Genomic DNA, 20,491 nt, shown 5'->3' with positions numbered 1-20,491 from the left:
GGTGCGGTGTGAATCGTTTTGCTGGTTGGGCCGATGGCTGCGATGAGGTTTCGCCGTAGTCCGATTGCCGCGGTCGCAGCTTACGCAGCTCCTACACGATGGAGTGAAAGATTCGTTCGCGGCGGTAGGAGCGGCGCGAGCCGCGACCGTGATGAGTCCGGTCGCGGCGTGAATTGTTTCCATCGGTGATGCCGATACGACGAAGGCGCGGTTGCCCGCGCCTTCGTGGTAGCTGTTTCGACCAGACCGTCGAGGTTGCGCAATCAGCGAATCGGTTCGTCCAGCATCAGCTCGCGCACGAACCGCACCGGCGGGGCGCCGTAGGACAGCACCTGATCGTGATAGGCCTTGAGGTCGAACTTCGGACCGAGCTGGGCCTCCACCGCCTTGCGCATGTCGAAATGCTCCTGCGCGCCGACGAAGTAGGTCGGCAGCTGCGCCGAAGTCAGCTGCGCGCGCACCCACTTGCCGGCGGCTTCGCGTTCCTGCTGGAAGGTCTGCTGGGTCATGAAGGTCATGGCCTGCTCGCGGCTCCAGTCCTCCACCTGCACGCCTTGATCGAGGATCGCGTTGCCGAGCGTGCGCAGATAGAACTTCAGCTGCACCAGGCGGAACAGCGGGTCGTTATCGAGATACCCCGCGTCGGCCATCATGTCCTCGGTATAGACCGCCCAGCCTTCGGCGAACACGCCCGAGCGTAGCACCGCGCGCAGGGTCGACGGCGCCTTGGCCGAATGCGCGCCTTCCAGGTAGTGGCCCGGCATCGCTTCGTGGATCGACAGCAGATGGACCATGCGCGTGTTGTATTCGCGCAGGAACGAATTGACCTGGTCGTCGCTCCATTCCTTCGGAATCGGCGAGATCGCGTAGTACGTGTCCAGACCTTTATCGAGCGGACCGGGCGAATCGCAGTACGCGAGCGCCACGCCGCGCTGGAACTCCGGCATCAGGATCACCTTGACCGGCGCGTCCGGCACGGTGACCAGATTCTTGGCGCGGGTGAACGCGGTGGCGTCGCTGAGCGTCTGCTTGGCGAAATCGACGACCTTGTCGCGCGGCGGCTTGTCGGCATAGGCGAGTTCAAGCGCCGCTTCGATCGCCTTCTGCTGCTGCTCGGGCGTGGGCTTGTCGGGCAGCGCGGGCGCGCCGGGCTTGTCCTTGAGTTCCTTCTGCGCGATGGCGTACATCTCGCCGCGCACCCGCGCCAGTTCGGCCTTGGCGCGTTCCATGATCTGCGCGCGCGACAGCGAGGAGTTCAGCGAGAACTTGAGCTTCTCGTCGTACAAGGTCTGACCGATGCGGAAGTTGCCCTTGGCGTTGGGCACCAGGGTCTTGTCCAGCCACTCCTGCTGCTCGGCCACGGCCTTGCGCAGGCCGGCGACCGCGTCGTCCAGGCGCTTGCGCTCGGCGCCCTTGAGCTGGCCGGCGTTGGGCGTGATGAAGGTGTCGATCAGGCTCAACACGCCGGCGTTCTGCTTGGCCACGGTTTCGGCGTGGATTTTCGGAACCCGGGCCGGATCGAGATTGGCCCGGGCCTGGGCGAAGATCTGCGGGATTTTTTCCATCCGCGCGGTCGCCGATTTGAGCCGCTGCGGCAGCGGCGCGTACTCGCGCGCCATCAGGTTGTAGATCGCATCGCCGGCCAGGCCGCTGTAGACCATCGGGTCCCAGGCCCAGCTTTGCAGGGTCTGGATCGACCACACGTCCGAGCGCAGGCGATTGCGCAGGATCAACGCGTCGACCTGGTTCTCGCGCGACAGCTTGGTGGTGTCGATGGTGTCGAGTTCGGCCAGCAGCTTGTTGTTGAAATCGAGCTGGCGCTGGCGGCCGGCGGCGCTGTAGTCGTCGACTTCGCCGTCGAAACGGTGATCGCCGATCTGGGTGGCGGCGATCGGATTGATCTGCATCACCCCGTCGAGCCAGCGCTTGGACAAGGCGGCGAACGCGGTGTCGACGGCCGGGTCGGACGGATTCGCGGCGGCGCCCGCGGCTTGCGGCGCGGCGGCGGCCGGCGGCGTGGCCGGTTCGCGCGAGCCGCAGGCCGACAGGGCGAGGACGAGCAGGGCGGGGCTAAGCAAACAAGCGAGCTGCGTAGGGCGCAACGGGCGCATATCCATTCTCGGGTCGGTGGCGGGCCGGGTTGCGCGCAGGATAGGCCAAGCCGGTCGCGCCCGCATGGGTCATTGGTCGGGTCGCCGGGCTGGCCGTGACGGCTGGTGTTTTTCGTCGGGCCATGTCGTGTGCGGCCGGCGTGGGGAGGTTTGCGCGGTGTGTGGTTTCGCGGTCAAGGCAACCGGCAATACGGGCAAACCGGTGGTAACCAGACCCGACTGTAGGAGCGGCGTGAGCCGCGACCGCGAAACTTGCTTGCGTCGTATGCGTGAGGTCGCGGTCGCGGCTCGCGCCGCTCCTACAGGGGGCGGGCGAGGGTTTTTGCGCGATGTGGTTTTTGCGCAGTTGCCGTGTCGGTGGTTGGATTTCGTCGCTTTCGGCGGCGGCGCCGACATAACGATCGGTAATGCGGTCATGCGCGCGCGCCGGGATTCGCATTGCGCGAAGGTATCGCCAGCCCGCCGGTAAAACGGCGCGATCGCTTTGCGGCACGGGCGTTGCCGCTGAACAGGGCGGTTGCGCGCCGATCCGGCATGGTCGGGGCGTGGTCGGCCGTTGGCGAAATATTCGCCATTCTCCCGTTCGCGCTTCGTTGACATCGTTTTATCGCGATGCAACATAAAGCCCGTCGCCGCGTCCCGTGTCCGACCTTCCTTCCGCATCGAACGACATCACCGTGAACGCAGTTGCCCCGACGAATCCGACCGCCGTTTTGCGCCGCTTCCATGGCGAGAGCTGCACGGCCATGTGTTGCCGCTGACCGCCCGTCCGCGTCGCGCCATCGCCCTTCGTCTTCTGTTCCGGTGCTGCCTCATGTCCATTTCGAATGCCATCTCGATCTTCAACGCTCCGACCGATGCCTGGCGCGCGCCCGCGCCGCGCGATCGGTCGATGTGTACCCGGCGGGTGATGCCCTGACGGGCTGAACCTGCCGCTTTCTTCGCCCGTCCCGGATCGGCACGCGGCTGACGGCATCGCCGTTTCGCGTCTGTCTCCCCTCTCGTGACTGCACTGCGCTTGCGCAGCGCCGGCGGCCGCGCGCCGTTCCGGGCGGGCGTTCCTTCTGCTTTTAAAAAATCTTCGCTTTTCCTTCCCCACGTCTTGCAGGAATCGTCCATGCCGTTCGTACACGCACCACGCTCCGCGCCCGCTCGCACCGGGCCATACCGACGTCTCGCCCTGGCCTTGTCGATCGCGCTCGCCGCGCCGCTGGCGCAGGCCGACGAAGCCGCGGCGACCGCCGCGCCCGGCGTCACCCTCGATGCGGTCCAGGTCACCGGCAGCAACCTCAAGCGCAGCGACGAAGCCGGGGTCAATCCGGTGCTGGTGATCGATCGCGTGCAGATCGAAAAGAGCGGCAAGGTCACCGTGTCGGATCTGCTGCGCAGCCTCACCGTCAACAGCGGCAACAGCTTCAACGAGCAATACACCGGCAGCTTCGCCAACGGCTCGGCCGGGGTATCGCTGCGCGGCCTGAGCCAGAAGAACACGCTGGTGCTGGTCAACGGGTATCGCGTGGCCTCGTACGGTTTCGCGCAGAACACCCAGGACAATTTCGTCGATCTCAATGCGCTGCCGCTGGGCGCGATCGAGCGGGTGGAAATCCTCAAGGACGGCGCATCGGCGCTGTACGGTTCCGACGCGATCGCCGGCGTGGTCAATCTGATCCTGCGGCGCAAGATCGAAGGCGTCGAGGTCGATGCGTCCTACGGCGCGGCCACCCAGGGCGGCATCGATCAACAAAGCCTCGGCCTGCGCGCCGGTCACGGCGATCCGGACAAGGACGGTTACAGCCTGCGTTTCAGCCTCGACGTGTTCAAGCGCGGGCAACTCAACGGCGACGAACGCGCGCTGACCCGCGACGGCGATTACCGCGATCAACCCGGCGGGCGCCTGGCCGGCTGGTCGACCCAGGGCGGCGCGTTTCTGGCCAATCCGCGAGCGCCGGTCGCGTTCCCGTGCCAACCCGGTACCCAGTCGCGTCCGTACAGCGACTTCGGCAGCCCGCTGCCGGGCAACGCCTGCGCGTTCAACACTCAGCCGTACCGCACCTTGATTCCCGAGGTGGAGCGCTATCAGGCCTTGGTCGCCGGCGACGTGTGGTTCAACGACAAGGTCCAGGGCTTCGCCGAGATCCTCTACAGCACCAGTAACAACAGCACGTATTTCAGCGCGCCGATGACGGTCGGCGCCGGCCTGCGCGCCTACGATCGCAGTTCCGGCCGTCTGGTCGATATTCCGGCGGTGCTGCCGGTCGGGCATCCGAACAACCCGAACGCGACGCCGACGCCGTTCGAGTATTCCTTCCTCGACCTGGGCGCGCGCTACAAGATCAACAAGTCGGAGTTCTCGCGCATCCTGTTCGGCCTGCGCGGAAAGGGCGAGGTGTGGGACTGGGACGTCGCCGCCAGCCATTCGGAAAGCCAGCAGCGCGAGTACGTGCGCAACTTCCTCAACCGTTATGCGTTCCAGCAGGTGCTGGCCGACGGCAGCTACGATTTCCTCAATCCCTCGCGCACGCCGGGCGCGCTCGATGCGCTGCGTCTGTCGACGCGCCGCCCGGGCACGTATCGCCTGAGCACGCTCAGCGGCAAGGTCTCGGGTTTCCCGTGGCAATGGCGCGCGGGCGATGTCGGCGTCGCCGCCGGGGTGGAATTCCGCGACGAAGCCCAGGACGCGGGCACCAGTCCGCAGGTGTTGTCGGGCACCGAGCTGCGCCCGGCGATCAATCTGATCGACGGCGATCGCCGCGTCGCCGCCGCGTTCTTCGAGTTGAGCCTGAAACCGTGGCAACAGGTGGAAGTGCAACTGGCCGGCCGCGGCGATCATTACAGCGACTTCGGCAGCGCGTTCTCGCCCAAGCTCGGCATCCGCTGGCAGGTCAGCGACGATTGGCTGCTGCGCTTGAACGCCTCGCGCGGTTTCCGCGCGCCGTCGCTGCCGGAAATCGCCCAGAGCACCACGATCAGCTACGGCAGCGTGATCGATCCGTTCGATCCGGTGCAGCCGGGCGCCTCGCGCGGCGTGACCGTGCTGCGCGCCGGCAATCCGGATCTGAAGGCCGAGCGTTCCAGCAACATCAACCTGGGCGTGTTGTGGGCGCCCGATGCCGACACCAGCCTCGGCGTGGATCTGTATCGCATCCGTCAGGACGACCTGATCGCGCCGGACAACGTGCAGTTCGTGGTGTCCAATCCGCAGAGCAATCCGGGCCGTATCACGCGCGATGCGCAGGGCCGGCTGCAACTGGTCGAGAACCGCTACTCCAACCAGGGCACGCTGACCACGACTGGTTTCGATATCGAAGGCCGCAAGGTCTGGCATGCCGGCGACGACCGCTGGACCCTCGACGGCACCTGGACCCGGTTGCTGAGCTACGAGCAGCCGCAGGTGGCCGGGCAGGGCGCGCTGGAAGGCGCCGGCGGCAACCGTTTCGGCGCGCTGCCGAAGTGGCGCGGCATCACCTCGCTGGCGTATGCGCGCGGCGACTGGAACGCGCAGCTGTCGTGGCGTTATATCGGCGGCTACAAGCAGCAGGTGGTCGATGCGCGCAGCAATCCGGGCCTGAGCGACAAGGTCGACGATCACCACCAGTTCGATCTGTACCTGGGTTACGAGGGCCTGCGCGACACGACCTTGTATTTGTCGGTGCAGAACCTGGCCGACAAGGACCCGCCGTTCGATCCGGCCGGCGGCGCGCTGCCGTACGACATCAGCCAGTACGACGCCTTGGGCCGCTTCGTCACCGTGGGGGTCAAGCACAAGTTTTGACCGTCCGCCGCGCACGGCCGCGCGCCGACGCCAACCCCGTTGGCGCCCGGCGCGCGTTCGCTCAAGGCATCGACAGGCAAGGCGCGCCCGTGGGGACCTGATTCGGGCGCGCCGCGATGGCATAGTGCCGCCTGCCACTGACGGCTGAGGAGATGGGCGCGATGGACAGGAATAAAATCACCGGGCTGGTGTTGGCGCTGATGCTGGCCGGCGGACTGCTGGCCGGCTGCGGCAAGAACCGCAGCGAGAGTCCCGCGATGGACGAAGCGGTGCAGGTGCCGCAGATGCCGGAGGCCAGCGCGGCCAGTCCCGATTCCGGTGGCGGCGCCGCGCAGCCCGACCTGGGCGTGCTGCTGGCCTACGAACATCAAGTCCGCATCCGCATGCCCGGCGAGCGCATCGCGGCGCAGGCCACGGCGGTGCAGTCGGCCTGCAACAGCGGCAAGTTCGGCGCCTGCGCGGTGCTGGGGATGAGCCAGAGCGGCGGCGACGATCCGTCGGCGACCTTGCAGGTGCGGATCGTGCCGCAAGGCGTCGACAAGCTGATCGCGCTGGCCGGCCAGGGCCAGGAAATCGCCGAACGCAGCATCCAGGCCGAGGATCTGGCCACCGCGGTGCGCGACAACAGCCTGCGCCAGGACCGGCTGCGCAAGGAGCATGCGCGCCTGCTCGAGTTCCAGGACCGCAAGGATCTGAAGATCGCCGACGTGATGACCCTGTCGAGTCGCATCGCCGAGATCGAATCGCAGCTGCAGGCCGCCGAGCAGGAAGCCGCGCAGCAGCAGCGGCGTATTTCCACGCAACTGGTCACGCTGAGCTTTCAGACCACGCGCGCGCAGGAAAACACCAGCGAGGTCGGCGAGGCGTTCAAGGACGTCGGCGGCATCGTCACCGGCACGATCGCCTTCCTGATCCGCGCCTTCGCCGCATTGTTGCCGGTGGCGCTGGTGTTGATCGTGCTGGTGGTGGTGATCCGCCGCATCCGGCGCGCGCGCCGCAAGGGCTGAGTCGCGCCGCGCACGGCCGGGACGTCTCGCCGCGGCCCGGTCGTATCGGTTTCAGCCGGCGGCCTGGGTCAGCGTTCTTCCTCGGTCTCGAACTCGACCAGCACGTCCAGGTCGAAGGCCAACGCTTCCACCGCCTCGCGCACCTTGTTGGCGGTGGAGGCGTTGGGCGCGTCGATCTCCAGTTCGTGCGAGCCCGGACCGGCGTCGTCGGGCAGGCCGGCCGAACTGGAGTCGCTGTCGTCCATGTGCGGCATCAGGTCGGCGACTTCCTCGACGTGTTCGATGCCCTCCAGACTGGACAGCAGATTGCTGATCGCGCGGGCGTCGTCTTCGGTGCCGGTGATGCGAATGCGAAGCTGGGGCATGCGGGCGGCCTGGTAGCGAGGGGAGTGGGCAGGCTAGGCATCGTCCGGCTAAGAGCGTGTGAAACGTCACATCGGCTGCATGCGGCGCGAGTAGGCTAAACGGCATGAACACGACCTCCGATTCGCCGCCGTTATCGCCGCCGTCGTCGGCCCCCGCGCCGAGCGTGACCTTGCGTCCGCTGGAGCGCGGCGACCTGCATTTCGTGCATGTGCTCAACAACAATCGCAGCGTGATGGGTTACTGGTTCGAGGAGCCGTACGAGTCCTTCGTCGAACTCGAAGAGCTGTACCGCAAGCACATCCACGATCAGTCCGAGCGCCGCTTCATCGTCCAGGACAGCGGCCAGGAGCGGGTGGGCCTGGTCGAACTGGTCGAGATCGACCATCTGCACCGGCGCGCGGAATTCCTGATCATGATTTCGCCCGAACAGCAGCGGCGCGGTTATGCGCGCGCGGCGACGCGACTGGCGATCAACTACGCGTTCCGGGTGTTGAATCTGTACAAGCTGTACTTGCTGGTCGATGTCGACAACCACCGGGCGATCCAGATCTACGAGGACGCGGGCTTTCAGCGCGAGGGCGTGTTGATCGACGAATTCTTCAGCGACGGGCGCTATCACGACGTGGTGCGGATGTGTCTGTTTCAGCCGCAGGCGTTGGGGCAGAGCAGCGCGGGGCGTGGTGCTGGGGTTTGAGGGTTTGCGGCCCTCACCCCAACCCCTCTCCCGCAAGCGGGAGAGGGGCTTTGCGGTCCTTCTCCCGCTTGCGGGAGAAGGTGGCCCGAAGGGCCGGATGAGGGCTCGCGACGCCGCGCTTACTTCTTCTTCGCCGCCCGATCGCGCACCGGCAGCGGCACATTGCAGATGTTGATGTACCCCGCCGGACGCTTGTAGAAATCGTCCTGGCGGTTGCGCCGCGATTCGACCAACTCAGCGAACAACGGCGTGTCGGTGCGCAGCACTTCCAGGTCGCTGCGTTCGGCCTTGGGCACCTTCGCCGCCAGCCGGATCGCCTTGATCGGCGCGCGCTCGGCCGCGGTTTCGTAGAAGCCCAGCGCGCCGGTGCCGCGCGGCAGCGAGGACAACAGCTCCATGCCCTTGACCACGCGGCCGACCGTGGTGATGTTGAGGTCGAGATGGCGCGGCGATTGGCCGATCACCACATACAGCTCGGCGCCGTTGCTCGAATCGATGGCCATGTCGCGGCCGGCGCCGACGGTGCCGTAGCAGTGCGCGAGCCAGCTCGAACCGGTCGCCGAATCGCGCGCGGCCGGGAAGCCGGCGGCGAAGCCGGCCTGAGGCGCCCAGCCGTCGGGATCGGGCAGCACGGTCATGTTCAGGCCCGCGCTCTTGCGCGAGACCTCGGCCGGCAGCTTCGGCTTGAAGCCCGCGCCGAACGGCTTGCGCTTGCTCGCGTCCTCGGCGTTGGCATCGCCCCACTGCACCACGTAGTTGTCCTGCGAGCGGTTGATGCTGAGCCCGTTCCAGTACCCGTTGCTCGCCAGCGCGCGGATGTTGGCCACGTGCGCGGGCGCGAACTGCGGCGCCAGTTCGATCACCACCCGGCCGCGCTCGAGTTCCAGATACAGCGTGTTGTTCGGGTCCAGCGCGCGCCAGTCGGCCGGCCGGCTGGCATCGAGGATGTCCTGCATGCCGCGCGGCTTGGCCGGCGCGGCGGTCTGCGCGCTCGCGCTGGCGGCGGTGAGGGTCAGGGCGAGGGCCAGCAGCACGGCCTGGGAAAGCGAACGCTTCATGCGGTTTCCTGAAAGAAGGTGGGCGGTGACGATGCGGATGCGCCCGGGCATGCCCGGACGGGGAGCGAATCGGCGCGGCGACGGCATCCCCGCGCCGGCCGCGTTTCAGTCCTGGCGAAGATAGTCGGCGCGGATGAATTCGGCGAACTCGTTCTGGCCGGGGAAGCGGTTCTCGATCACGAAGCGATAGCGATCCTCGGCGAATTCGTAGCGGTAGCGCGCTTCGCCGCGCGGGGTGGTCTTTTCGAAATGCAGGGTGTCGCCCTGCCAGCGGCCGCGCGCGGGTTCGGGCGGGAATCCCATCGTGTCGAACCACCACCACAGCACGTCGCCGCTGTCGGGTTCGATCAGGAACACGCCGTGGCCGTCGAACACCACGACGCCGTCCTTTTCCTGTCGGTACTCCTGCATCAGCGCCGTGCCGCCCAGGGCGACATGGAAGGCGCTGCGGCCGATCGACGGCCCGCCCGGACCCCAGGGCGAAGGCGAGGCGTGTTCGGTCCCGGCCCAGCGGCCGGCGAACCGGTGCAGTCGGGCGAGTTGGTCGGCGGCGGGGCGTTGCGGCTGCATGACGGGTCCTGGCGGCGAGGGTCGCCGAAGCGTAGCCGATCGCCCGGCACGGACTCACTCCTCACTCCTCTGAACTCGTTCCTCCTCAACCCCAGCCACCCGCCACAATGACTACTGGCACATTCACTATACCGAACTTAGCACTAGCATCAGCTCCAACCTAGAGGAGCCTGCCGTGACCGAGCTCGACAGCCAATTGCGAAAGTTCCAGAAGGAGCTCAGCGCCGGCACCGTCTCACTGGCCTTGTTGGCGGTGCTGGGGTCGGCGCGCGAGCCGATGTACGGGTACCAGATCGCCAAGCGCCTCGAGCGCGAGGGCGAGGGCGTGCTCAGCGGCAAGCAAAGCGCGCTGTACCCGGTGCTGCGCAACCTCGGCGCGGCCGGGCTGCTCGACAGCCACGTCGAGCCGTCCGTGACCGGTCCGCCGCGCCGTTACTACACCATCACCGACACCGGACAGGCTGCGCTGCGCGAGTGGACAGCCGCCTGGCGCGCGACCCGCGACTCCGTAGATTCCGTACTCCAGGGGCTGAACGCATGAACGCCATCACCGACGCAGGCCACACCGATTCCTTCGCCGACGCGGGCCTGCCGCGTTCGATTCCCGACTACCTCGATCGCCTGCGCGCGGCCTTGCGCGGCGCCGATCCGGCGCTGGTCCAGGATGCGTTGTACGACGCCGAGGAATACCTGCGCTCGGAGCTGGCCGAGAACCCCGACCGCAGCGAGGCCGAGGTGATCGCCGCGGTCGCCGGCAGCTACGGCGCGCCCGACGAAGTCGCCGACATCTACCGCGACACCGAGATCAAGGTGCAGACCGCGCTGCGGCCGCCGGCGCCGAAGAAGCGCAAGTCGCTGCTCGGCCGTTTCTTCGGCGTGGCGCTGGAACCGCGCACCTACGGCGCGCTGTTCTACATGCTGCTGTCGCTGGCGACCGGCACGTTCTACTTCACCTGGGTCAATACCGGCATCTGGCTGTCGCTGGGGCTGCTGATCCTGATCATCGGCGTGCCGTTGCTGATCCTGTTCCTGGGCTCGGTGCGGGTGCTGGCGCTGGTGGAGGGCCGCATCATCGAGGTGATGCTCGGCGAGCGCATGCCGCGCCGGCCGCTGTACACCAACCGCGAGCTGTCGGTGATGGAGCGGATCAAGCAGATCTTCGTCGACCCGCGCACCTGGGGCACGCTGCTGTACATGCTGCTGATGCTGCCGCTGGGCACGATCTACTTCGTCATCGCGGTGGTCGGCCTGAGCCTGTCGTTGTCGCTGATCCTGCTGCCGTTCGCGCAGTTGTTCGGCCTGATCGGCCACGGCGTGTATCTGGACGGAATCGAAATGACCGGCGCGTGGGAGCCCTGGGCCTGGCCGGTGTTCGCCGCGATCGGCGTCGTGCTGCTGTTCCTGACCCTGCACGCCGCGCGCCTGATCGGCTTCGCGCATGCCCAGCTGGCCAAGCACCTGCTGGTGCGGTGGGCGCAGCACGACTGAAACCGCCGCGTCGTCCGCGTCACCCATCGATCAGCCGGCCGCGAGGCCGGCTGATCGTTTTTTCGTTCGCCGGTTTCGCGCTATCGGGCACGAGCGCATGCGGCGCGGACTACCAGTCGTTGAGCAGGCATACGGCGAATGGATAGAACCGGTTGTCTTCGATGGCTTGCGCGCTGACGCAGGCGGGATCGCTGGACGATCCCGCGCTGTGGCAGATGTTGTGGCGCTGGCTCCATGCCGCGACATAGGCAAGCGGCGCGCGCTGGCATTCGTAGCGGGTGGACGGGCACTGCTGGATTACCGAGCGTACGAAGTCGAATTCGTAGGCCTCCTGGGCGAGGCAGTCGGGATGGTTGGGGCCATTGATCTGGCAAAGCTCGATGCGCACGTCGCGCAAGCCGATGATCTCGTCCACCACCGGCGCGCACGGGTTCGCGGGCGCGACGGCGGAGAACGACAGGGACAAAACCAGCAAGGCCAGCGATGCGGTCTTCATGGACGGCTCCAGTGCTTGGTCGTGGGTCGGTCGGGAATCGAACGATCGGCAAAGCACGCCGATCGGGAACGCGAGGCGACGGCGCGCCTGGCCGGCGCGCCGTCCGCGCCGATCACTGCATGAAGCAGCTCAGCTTGACCTGGAGAAAGCTCGCGTCCTCCTGCTGCATCGCGGCCTGGCAGACCGGCGCGGTCGACGATCCGGCTTGCTGGCATTTGATCGCGCGCTGCTGCGACACGATGTCGTACAGCTGACGGTTGACCGCGCATTGCGGCGTCGGCGAGGGACACACCGCATCCATCATCTGCCACTGCAGTTTTTCGACCTGCTCGTTCTGGCGGCACACCGGGCTGTTGGGGCCTTGCGCGGTGCAGGCCTGCACGCGCTGGATATGGCTGATTTCGACTTGCAGGCGCGCGCTGGCGCAGGCGGGCGTGGCGGCGTGGGCGGCGCCGGCGCAGGCCGCGACGGCGAACAGGCTTGCGCAAAGGGTTCGGAGCTTCATGGCGATCTTCCTTGTCGGTGGCGATATGGGCAGCGGAGTACGCGTTGATTTTGATGCGGGGACGATTGATGCCGGGCCGCGCGCGGCGACGACACCCGGCGCGGCGCGACGATGTTCGTCAGGGCCGCGAGACGGCGTAGTACAGATCGTCGTCGTGCTCGAGCGCGGCCACGCAGGCTGGAGCGGATGCGTTTCCGGCGGCGCGCTCAAAACACCATGCATTCGCGCACGAAGCGCTTGAACTGCTGGAACTCGGCCTGGCGCAGCGCCTGGCATTGCGGATCGAGCGCGGTTCCGGCCTGGCGGCATTCGAAGCTGCGGGTCGCGGCGGCTTCTTCGTATTGATCGCGGACCACGGTGCAGTAGTCGTCCAGCGGCGGGCAACTGCTGTTCATCGCCTGCATGGCCGCGGCCTGTTCGGCTTCGCGCGCGTCGCAGCTCGCGCTGTTCGGGCCCTGGTTCGAGCAGGCCACGTCCTTCTCCTGAAACGCGTCCATCCAGTCCTGGCCGGCGTAAACGCAGGCTGCATTGGCCGCGGCGGCGCCGCTGCACAGCAGCAATACCGACAGCGCGGCGGATGCGACTACGGATCGTGTAAGGCGCGGGGCGCGGAACGGAATAACGGATTTCATGTGGGCTCTCCTTGCGTGGGTAATGCGCGAAGCCTCTGCGGCGTTCGCGCGCTGAGTGCGCCGACCGCGCCGTCATGGCGCGGGCGGCGCATGCGGTGGTTTCAGCTGCGATCGATCAAATGCGTGCGCGGCGACCGCCGCGAATATGGCGGCGTGGCTGGATCGATGAGGGATGACGACGATCGGTCGCGACGCTTGCGGCCGTGTGCGTGCGCCATGCGCGCGCTGCCTGCGTGAGGGTTCATCCAGCTCTCCTTAGCTGCATGGGAATCGTCATCCTGCGATCGCGCGGACTCGTTCGCCGCGCGGCTGAGGCGACTGTAGCCATCCCGGTGCCGGCTGCCGTCATGGCCGTGCGTAATTGATGCGCAGTCGACAGTTTTTAACGGCGCGTGTCGCTGTTTTCTCGCCGCGGAGCGCGCAGCGGCAGGGATTGCAAAGCCGTGCGGAGTACGGATGCACGCAGGCCGTCCAGCCGACGGCTAACGGTTGCGCACTCGCGCGTTCGCTTACGGGAGACCGCAAGCCGCGCGCCGTCTACGTATTCCGCGGCGCGCAAAACAAAACGGTCCGCCCGACGCCTTAGGTCGGGCGGACCGCGATAACGCGCAGTCGTGCGGGATGCGGCGGTTTACTTCGCCGCGTATTTTGCGATGAAGTTGCGCACCTGCGGATACACCTGATCGCGCCAGCGACGGCCGCTGAAGATGCCGTAGTGGCCGGCGCCGTCGACGGTGATGTGCTGGCGGTCGGCTTCGGCCACGCCGGTGCACAGCGTGTGCGCGGCGCGGGTCTGGCCCTGGCCGGAGATGTCGTCGAGTTCGCCTTCGATGGTCAGCAGCGCGGTGTTGTTGATCGCGCCGGGGTTCACGCGCTCGCCGGCCACGTCCCACAGTCCGCGCGGCAGCAGGTGTTCCTGGAACACGACGCGGATGGTGTCGAGGTAGTACTCGGCCGGCATGTCGAGCACGGCGTTGTATTCGTCGTAGAAACGCCGATGCGAGTCGGCGTCCTCCAGGTCGCCCTTGAGCAGGTCCTGGTAGAAATCCCAGTGCGACTGGAAATGCCGCTCCGGGTTCATCGCCACGAAGCCGCTGTGCTGCAGGAAGCCGGGATAGACGCGGCGGCCGCGGCCGGGGAAGTTCGCCGGCACGTGATGGATCACGTTGTTCTCGAACCACCACAGCGGCTTGTGCACGGCCAGGTCGTTGACCTTGGTCGGGCTTTCGCGGGTGTCGATCGGGCCGCCCATCATCACCAGCGAACGCGGGGTGGGTTCGCCGCGCGCGGCCATCAGCGACACCGCCGCGAGCACCGGCACGGTCGGCTGGCAGACGCTGATCACGTGCAGGGTGTCGGCGCCGATCAGGCGGATGAAGTCCTGGATGTAGCCGACGTAATCGTCGAGGGTGAACGCGCCGTCCTCGGTCGGCACCATGCGCGCGTCGATCCAGTCGGTGATGTAGACCTTGTGGTCGCGCAGCAGGGTCTTGACCGTGTCGCGCAGCAGGGTGCTGTGATGGCCCGACAGCGGCGCGACCACCAGCACCGGCGGATCGTCCTTGAGCTCGGCGATGTTGTCGGCGTCGTCGGCGTAGCGCTTGAAGCGCAGCAGCCGGCAGAACGGCTTGCGCTGCATCTCGCGCTCGATCACCGGGTAGGTGTTGCCGTCGATCTGGATCGAGTGGATGCCGAACTCGGGCTTCTCGTAATCCTTGCCGATGCGGTAGAGCAGTTCGTAGCCGGCGGCCAGGCGCGAGGCGCCCGGTACGGTCGACAGCCAGCTGCCGGGCGCGGCGAACATCTTCGCGCCGGCATCGGCCCAGTAGGTCATCGGGGCCATCCAGGCGCGGCCGAATTCGTGCATCTGATAAAGCAGCATCGGGTCGGACTCTCTTTGGCGGGCGAACTGGCGCCGGAGCGTAGCGGGTTCCGGGGCCTGCGGTTTGCTGCGGCGCAGCATAACGGATTGGGACGGCGGTCGCGTGAATGGCGCGGCGGGTGGTGGGTTGCGTGCCACGAGGTGGTGAGACGGTGCAGATGCCGCGAGTCCACGAAGGCGCCACTGTAGGAGCGGCGCGAGCCGCGACTGCGCCACTTCGGTCGCGGCGCCCCTCTCCGAACCGATGCTGTTGGAGCCTCTGGAGCGATGAGCGTGGGATCGGGTCTGCGGCCGGGCGCGTCGCAGGCGTGGTGGCGCGGTCGCGGCTCGCGCCGCTCCTACAGGGGGGCTACGAACTTAACCGGCGGTCTCGAGCGCCGAGGTGCCGAAGCGCAAACGCCGCGCCAGCCACAGGTGCGAGCCCAGCGCGGTGAAGCCCTGCGCGGCGAAGCGCTCGCGATAGAACGCGGCCGGGCGGCGCTTGAAGTCGTCGGTGTCGCCTTCGATCCCGTCCTCGCGGGTGAAGGTCTCCAGGAACGCGACGCCGCCGCACAGCTCGGCCAGGCCGGGCAGGCCGCGGTCGAGTTCGCGGGTGTCCAGGTAATGCAGCACGTCGCTGCAGATCAGCAGGTCGACCGGCGCGCACGGGCGCAGGTATTCGAAATCGCCGAACCGCGCCAGGTGCAGGTTGCGGCTGCGACCAAAGCGCGCAGTGGCGTACTCGCTGCTGTCGAATCCCAGATACTGCAGGCGCGGGCGCAGCTTGAGCAGCGGCGCGCGCCACGGTCCTTCGCCGCAGCCGATGTCGAGCACGCTGCGGATCGGGCGCTCGAGGTGGTATTCGGCGGTGGCGACGGTCAGCGCGACCTTGCGCGCCAGCCGCGCGGCGCCGCCGATGGCCTGATGCTTCAGGGTAGGGTCGCGGTACCAGCGCTGGAAATAGGCGGCGTCGTACTGTTTGCTCATCGTGGCGGTGGCTTGCGGTGGAGCGTGGCATCCTAACGCGCTGCGGGATCGCTGCGGCGGCAAGTTCGATCGCCGCCGCGAGTCCATGCCGATATCGGCGTGATCGCGCGTCGGCGGCGCGGCGGTTCGCAGCCGGTTCCCTCGTCCTTGTATCCACCCGCCAGCCCCAATCAGGAAGCCCGCGATGAATGCCTATCTGTGGACCAAGACCTTCCATGTCGTGTTCGTTATCGCCTGGATGGCGTCGGTGTTCTACCTGCCGCGGATCCTGGTCAACATCGCCGAGGTCGGTCACGAGCCGGCGGTGCGCGCGCGGCTGGTGTTGATGGGGCGCAAGCTGTATCGCTTCGGCCACGTCATGTTCGGCATCGCGTTCTTGTGCGGGCTGTTGATGTGGCAGGGCTATCGGGTGTTCGGCGACGGGCTGCCGCAGATGTTCGCGGTCGGCGGCTGGCTGCACGTCAAGCTGACCTTGGTCGTGGTGTTGCTGGTGTATTTCATCTTTACCGGGCGCTGGCTCAAGGGCGTGGACAAGGGGCGGGCGCTGCCTTCGTCGCGGACCTTGCGCTTGTTCAATGAGCTGCCGTTGCTGGCGTTGATTGCGATTGTCTGGTTGGTGTTGGCCAAGCCGTTTTGAGGGATGGGGTTGGCGCGGCCGAAGGTGAGAGCAAGGGCAAAAGCGAATCCCCCTTAATCCCCCTTTTGCAAAGGGGGAGACTGCATTCGTTGCTGCGGCAGATTGCGTGGTGTGCTGGCGATAACGTCAACAATGTCGATCCATTGAGCATCCGCGGGTTGTTGAAGATTCGCCCCGAACGTGATGCAAAAGAAAACGGCGACCTCGTGGTCGCCGTTTTCATTCCCAAGCCCGTGCTGTTCCCCCCTTTGCAAAAGGGGGGCAGGGTGGATTCGCTTTTCGATCAGTTCACTGCGCCACTCAATTCTTGAACTGATCCGCCTTGGGCAACATCACCGGCACCTGGTTCGCATCGCAATCGCCCTTCGCGCACAGCGAAGCGCGCAGCTTCGGCATCGACTGCAACAGGAAGTGATAGATCGTGTTCTGCTCGACGCTGCCGCGCACCGCGCTGCTGCCGGGGCCGCGCGCCCAGATGCCGACGTCGTCGCCGCCGTGGGTTTCGGCGGTGGTCGGGACCAGGGCTTCCTGCATGTAGTCGGGCGCCTGGGTGTCGACGTTGCTCAGGTCCGGGCGGCCCTTCTCGATTTCCTGCATGCCGCTGGCGGTGTGCGGGAATTTGTGCGGGCCTTCGGGCTGCTGCGAGCTGGCGCCGGTGTAGCCCGGGCCGTTGCTGTAGTTGAGCGTGGTGTAGGGCTTGCCGAGCGCGTCGCGGGCGTAGTCGTTGGGATCGCCGTCTTCGCCGCTGCTGCCGCGCACCTTGCCGAGCATCGGGTTGCCGCGGGTCGGGTAGCCGACGAAGCTCAGGGTGTGCGAGTGATCGGCGGTGACCAAAATCAGGGTGTCGTCGGCCGAGGTCGCCTTGTTCGCCGCTTCCACCGCTTCGCTCAGGGCGATGGTGTCGGTCAAGGCGCGATAGGCGTTACCCATGTGGTGCGCATGATCGATGCGGCCGCCCTCGACCAGCAGCACGAAGCCGTTGTCGCCCTTGACCTTCTTGAGCCGTTCGATCGCCGCGACCGTCATTTCGGCGAGCGAGGGTTCGCCCGCGCCGTCCTGCGGGCGGTCGTGGTCGAACTGCATGTGGTCGGGTTCGAACAGCGCGAACAGCGGCTGGTCCTTGGGCGCGGCGGCGAACTGCTTGGCGTTCCACACGTACTCGCCGCCGGGGTGGCGCTGCTTCCAGGTCGCGATCAGGTCGCGGCCGTCCAGACGCTGGCCGACCTTGTCGTCGTACTCGGGGTCGCGCTGCTCGACGGTCATGAAGTTGCCGCGGCCGCCGCCCATCAATACGTCCGGGCCGGTGCCGTAGGGCGATTCGATCATCTGCCGGGCGATGTCGATGCAGCCTTCGGACTTGGCCTTGTCGGGCAGGTCCATGTCGTTTTCCCAGTTGCGATCGGCCGAATGGCTGAAGGTCGCGCCCGGGGTGGCGTGGGTGACGCGGGTGGTGGTGACCACGCCGGTGGCCAGGCGTTGGCTCGCGGCGAGTTCCCACAAGGTCAGCATCGGCGCCTGCAACGCGGCCGCGCAGTCGCCGCGCAGGCCCTTCTGGCCGATGCTGAGCACGCCGGCGCGGGTCTTCACCCCGGTGGCCATGGCGCTCATGGTGCCGGCCGAGTCGGGGGTCTGCGAATCGGTGTTGTAGGTTTTGCTCAGCGCGGTCGAGGGGAAGCGTTCCCAGCTCAGGCGGTTTTCTTCGCCGGGCGCGCCCTTGAGCTGGCCGGCGAGGATGCGCGCGGCGGCGACCGTGGTCAGGCTCATGCCGTCGCCGACGAACAGGATCACGTTCTTGGCCTTGGCCGACGAGGTGCCGCGCTGCGCGGCCTGGGCGGCGCCGTCGCGATACCACCAGGCCGGGGTTTCGCCCTGCGGGTGCTGGATCGCCGGGACATCGACCGCCACGCCGGCGCCGGGCGCATCGGGTCGGGTCGGAGCGGCCGCGGCGCAGGCGGTGAGCAGCGCGGGGACGAGCAGAACGGAAGCGGAACGCAGCTTGGACATGGGCGGGCCGGGCGTTGGGAATGACAAGCCGGCGATTATGCATCGGGCGTGTGACCGCGGTTGGGCGGGCTTTTGCCGTTTGAGGCAGGTTGAAGGGCAGGAACGAGTTCACAGGAGTGAGAAACGAGTAAGGCCGCCGGCATCCGCTCATTTCTCACTTCTCTGAACTCGTTCCTCGCATCGCCCCACCGATCCACTATTGTCCCAACGCAGCCCGGCTGGTTTGCCGAAGCTGTCCGCAGTAATAATGTTTCGTTGCCGGCTTATGCGCTCAGATCAGGCAGCGCCGCGGCGAAGCTGTTTATCGTGTCGTCCCACCCATCCGTCAACGCGTCCGCCATCGGCCGCGTCCGGTTCGTACCAATCGACGCATTCACCGACGCACTCATTGGATAGCCCGCGATGACCGCTTTGTTCTCGGCCTGGTTCCGCATCCCGTTCTGGCAGCGCGTGGTCGCCGGCTTCGTGCTCGGCGCGCTGGCCGGCTGGGCCTTCGGTCCGGCAGCCGACACCTGGTTCGGGCCGCTCGGCGATCTGTACGTCACCCTGATCAAGATGATCGCGGTGCCCCTGGTGTTTTTTGCGGTAATCAACGCGGTCGCGTCCCTGCACGGGCAGAAATCGATCGCCGCGCTCGGCGGCCGCACCTTCGCCTGGTTCGCGATCACCGCGGTGCTCGCGGTCGGCATCGGCCTGGCGGTCGGCACGATCATGCAGCCCGGCGCCGGCGTGACCGGGCTGGCGGTGGATTCGGGCTACAAGCCGCGCGACGTGCCCAGCGTGGTCAAGGTCTTGCTCGACGTGGTGCCGAGCAATCCGTTCTACGCCTTGACCGGCATCGGCGCGACCAAGAACGCGGCCGGCGAAACCGTGCTCGCCGCCGGCAAGGGCTCGATCCTGCCGGTGATCTTCTTCGCCGGATTGCTCGGCTTCGCCATGGTCAAGCTCGGCGAGAAAGTCGCCGGCGTGCGCAAGCTGGTCGGCGAGACCAGCGACCTGATGATCCAGGTGACCCGCTTCGTGCTGGAAGTCACCCCGATCGGCACCTTCGGCCTGATCGCTTCGCTGGTCGGCGCGTACGGGTTCGAGAAGCTGCTGCCGCTGGGCAGTTTCGTGCTGGCGCTGTACGTCGCCTGCGCATTGCACATCGTCGTGGTCTACAGCGGCCTGTTGCTGGCGCACGGGCTGAACCCGCTCAAGTTCTTCCGCGGCGCGGCGCCGGGCATGCAGGTGGCGTTCGTGAGTTCCTCGAGCTTCGCCGCGATGCCGGTGGCGATGCGGTCGATCACCCATAACCTCGGCGTCAACAAGGATTACGCGGCGTTCGCCTCGCCCTTGGGCGCGAGCATCAAGATGGACGGCTGCGGCGCGATCTATCCGGCGCTGTGCGCGGTGTTCATTTCGCAATACACCGGCACGCCGTTGACCGCCGACCAGTACTTCATCGTGATGATCGCCTCCGTGCTCGGCAGCTTCGGCACCGCCGGCGTGCCCGGCACCGCGGTGATCATGGCGACCGTGGTGCTCAGCGCCGCCGGCCTGCCGCTGGAGACGATCGGTTATCTGTACGCGATCGATCGCGTGCTCGACATGATGCGGACCATGACCAACGTGACCGGGCAGATGCTGGTGCCGGTGCTGGTGGCGAAGGAAACCGGTCTGCTCGACAAGGCGGTCTACGACGCGGCGCCGACCAACGTCGGGATCGAGGAAGAAACCCGCGCATGAGCCGGATGCGGCGATGACGCTCGTGGTGAAGGAACACCGTTCGAACCTACGCGCATCGACTCGCATCGCATTGCCCGTCATCGCCGCGGCCTTGGCGGTGTGGCTAGCGGGTTGCGCCGCACCGACGCGTCCCGCCGCGGCCGCGCCGATGCAGGACCGCTTCGTCGGCACCTACCAGCGCGATCGCGACGACGACGAGCCCGGTGCGTTCCTGGAGATCTCGCGCGACGCGCAGGGCTACCGTCTGGCGATGCGCACCGACCGCGACACCTGGAGCGAGCCGGTGCGGCTGTATCCGGCCAGCGAACATCTGCGCCGCGGTATTTACGGTTACGGCCGCAAGATCGACGACGAAGGCCTGGTGACCCGGGACAATCTGGTGATCCTGCACGTCCCGCGCGACGCCGAGCCCTGTATCGACTTTCAGGGCGAATGCGTGCCGAACACCACGGGTTATTTCTTTCAGTACTACGGCCTGGTGCCGCTGCGTCGCCTGAGCACCGGAGCGGCGCCGAAGGTCACGAACGCCATCGAACCGGACCCGAAAGCCGACGCCGGACGCTGAGCCCGCCCGG

Annotated in this window: 19 protein-coding genes; 9 read left to right on the top strand and 10 right to left on the bottom strand. The window is 67.0% G+C overall.

Annotated elements, in window-relative coordinates; genetic code table 11:
• Nucleotides 1–263: 263 nt before the first annotated feature.
• Nucleotides 264–2,111 carry a DUF885 domain-containing protein gene (locus tag IEQ11_RS17325; protein ID WP_191822329.1) on the bottom strand — a complete coding sequence of 616 codons (1,848 nt, stop codon included), beginning with the start codon at nucleotides 2,109–2,111 and terminating at the stop codon, nucleotides 264–266.
• A gap of 1,117 nt (nucleotides 2,112–3,228) precedes the next feature.
• On the opposite strand from IEQ11_RS17325, the gene IEQ11_RS17320 reads away from it, so the two are divergent.
• Together IEQ11_RS17320 and IEQ11_RS17315 are read left to right on the top strand one after the other, a co-directional pair.
• On the top strand, nucleotides 3,229–5,883 hold the full coding sequence (locus IEQ11_RS17320; protein WP_191822328.1) for a TonB-dependent receptor plug domain-containing protein: 2,655 nt from the start codon (nucleotides 3,229–3,231) through the stop codon (nucleotides 5,881–5,883).
• Nucleotides 5,884–6,044: 161 nt separating this feature from the next.
• A complete protein-coding gene (locus IEQ11_RS17315; protein ID WP_228464749.1) occupies nucleotides 6,045–6,890 on the top strand; it encodes a DUF4349 domain-containing protein in 846 nt (281 codons plus the stop codon).
• Nucleotides 6,891–6,958: 68 nt separating this feature from the next.
• Here the strand turns inward: IEQ11_RS17315 and IEQ11_RS17310 are convergent, their stop codons facing one another.
• Nucleotides 6,959–7,255 (bottom strand): hypothetical protein, encoded by a 297-nt coding sequence (locus tag IEQ11_RS17310; protein ID WP_046657510.1) that lies wholly within the window; start codon nucleotides 7,253–7,255, stop codon nucleotides 6,959–6,961.
• Nucleotides 7,256–7,359: 104 nt separating this feature from the next.
• Here IEQ11_RS17310 and speG point away from each other — a divergent pair, with 104 nt between their 5' ends.
• Entirely contained in the window at nucleotides 7,360–7,950 is a 591-nt protein-coding gene (speG, locus tag IEQ11_RS17305) for a spermidine N1-acetyltransferase (RefSeq protein ID WP_191822327.1), read from the top strand.
• A gap of 119 nt (nucleotides 7,951–8,069) precedes the next feature.
• Here the strand turns inward: speG and IEQ11_RS17300 are convergent, their stop codons facing one another.
• Together IEQ11_RS17300 and IEQ11_RS17295 are read right to left on the bottom strand one after the other, a co-directional pair.
• Nucleotides 8,070–9,059, bottom strand: a complete 990-nt coding sequence (locus IEQ11_RS17300; RefSeq protein WP_425494648.1) for a peptidylprolyl isomerase — start codon at nucleotides 9,057–9,059, stop codon at nucleotides 8,070–8,072.
• A 54-nt stretch (nucleotides 9,060–9,113) separates the two neighbouring features.
• On the bottom strand, nucleotides 9,114–9,578 hold the full coding sequence (locus IEQ11_RS17295; protein WP_096415168.1) for a DUF1579 family protein: 465 nt from the start codon (nucleotides 9,576–9,578) through the stop codon (nucleotides 9,114–9,116).
• Nucleotides 9,579–9,753: 175 nt separating this feature from the next.
• Here IEQ11_RS17295 and IEQ11_RS17290 point away from each other — a divergent pair, with 175 nt between their 5' ends.
• Nucleotides 9,754–10,119 (top strand): PadR family transcriptional regulator, encoded by a 366-nt coding sequence (locus tag IEQ11_RS17290; protein WP_036110555.1) that lies wholly within the window; start codon nucleotides 9,754–9,756, stop codon nucleotides 10,117–10,119.
• A complete protein-coding gene (locus IEQ11_RS17285; protein ID WP_191822325.1) occupies nucleotides 10,116–11,066 on the top strand; it encodes a sensor domain-containing protein in 951 nt (316 codons plus the stop codon). Before IEQ11_RS17290 ends, IEQ11_RS17285 begins: the two co-directional genes overlap by 4 nt.
• Nucleotides 11,067–11,175: 109 nt before the next feature.
• Here IEQ11_RS17285 and IEQ11_RS17280 read toward each other — a convergent pair whose 3' ends face one another.
• The 5 genes from IEQ11_RS17280 to IEQ11_RS17260 all read right to left on the bottom strand — a co-directional run bounded on the left by IEQ11_RS17280 (nucleotide 11,176) and on the right by IEQ11_RS17260 (nucleotide 15,547).
• Nucleotides 11,176–11,562 (bottom strand): hypothetical protein, encoded by a 387-nt coding sequence (locus IEQ11_RS17280; protein WP_191822324.1) that lies wholly within the window; start codon nucleotides 11,560–11,562, stop codon nucleotides 11,176–11,178.
• A gap of 112 nt (nucleotides 11,563–11,674) precedes the next feature.
• Nucleotides 11,675–12,067: a hypothetical protein gene (locus IEQ11_RS17275; protein ID WP_191822323.1), complete on the bottom strand. Its 393-nt coding sequence runs from the start codon at nucleotides 12,065–12,067 to the stop codon at nucleotides 11,675–11,677.
• Between the two features lie 206 nt (nucleotides 12,068–12,273).
• Complete coding sequence (locus tag IEQ11_RS17270) at nucleotides 12,274–12,699, bottom strand: hypothetical protein (RefSeq protein ID WP_191822322.1); 426 nt, start codon at nucleotides 12,697–12,699, stop codon at nucleotides 12,274–12,276.
• Between the two features lie 631 nt (nucleotides 12,700–13,330).
• Nucleotides 13,331–14,578: a polyhydroxyalkanoate depolymerase gene (locus tag IEQ11_RS17265; RefSeq protein WP_036110688.1), complete on the bottom strand. Its 1,248-nt coding sequence runs from the start codon at nucleotides 14,576–14,578 to the stop codon at nucleotides 13,331–13,333.
• A gap of 360 nt (nucleotides 14,579–14,938) precedes the next feature.
• Nucleotides 14,939–15,547, bottom strand: coding sequence for a class I SAM-dependent DNA methyltransferase (locus IEQ11_RS17260; RefSeq protein WP_191822321.1), 609 nt, complete (start codon nucleotides 15,545–15,547; stop codon nucleotides 14,939–14,941).
• Nucleotides 15,548–15,731: 184 nt separating this feature from the next.
• On the opposite strand from IEQ11_RS17260, the gene IEQ11_RS17255 reads away from it, so the two are divergent.
• Both IEQ11_RS17255 and IEQ11_RS17250 read left to right on the top strand, forming a co-directional pair.
• Nucleotides 15,732–16,184, top strand: a complete 453-nt coding sequence (locus tag IEQ11_RS17255; protein ID WP_191822320.1) for a CopD family protein — start codon at nucleotides 15,732–15,734, stop codon at nucleotides 16,182–16,184.
• Between the two features lie 89 nt (nucleotides 16,185–16,273).
• A complete protein-coding gene (locus tag IEQ11_RS17250; protein ID WP_191822319.1) occupies nucleotides 16,274–16,495 on the top strand; it encodes a hypothetical protein in 222 nt (73 codons plus the stop codon).
• Here the strand turns inward: IEQ11_RS17250 and IEQ11_RS17245 are convergent.
• A complete protein-coding gene (locus IEQ11_RS17245) occupies nucleotides 16,485–18,188 on the bottom strand; it encodes an alkaline phosphatase (RefSeq protein ID WP_191822318.1) in 1,704 nt (567 codons plus the stop codon). The two genes, IEQ11_RS17250 and IEQ11_RS17245, sit on opposite strands and share 11 nt — an antisense overlap.
• A gap of 402 nt (nucleotides 18,189–18,590) precedes the next feature.
• Here IEQ11_RS17245 and IEQ11_RS17240 point away from each other — a divergent pair, with 402 nt between their 5' ends.
• On the top strand, nucleotides 18,591–19,916 hold the full coding sequence (locus IEQ11_RS17240; RefSeq protein WP_046657498.1) for a dicarboxylate/amino acid:cation symporter: 1,326 nt from the start codon (nucleotides 18,591–18,593) through the stop codon (nucleotides 19,914–19,916).
• Nucleotides 19,917–19,929: 13 nt separating this feature from the next.
• Entirely contained in the window at nucleotides 19,930–20,481 is a 552-nt protein-coding gene (locus IEQ11_RS17235) for a hypothetical protein (protein WP_191822317.1), read from the top strand.
• The last annotated feature ends 10 nt before the right edge of the window (nucleotides 20,482–20,491 follow it).

Origin of the sequence: Lysobacter capsici (assembly GCF_014779555.2) — a bacterium.
Taxonomy (GTDB): Bacteria; Pseudomonadota; Gammaproteobacteria; order Xanthomonadales; family Xanthomonadaceae; genus Lysobacter; species Lysobacter capsici.
Note: the sequence above shows the minus strand (reverse complement) of the source record. Positions and strands in the feature narration are given on the sequence as shown.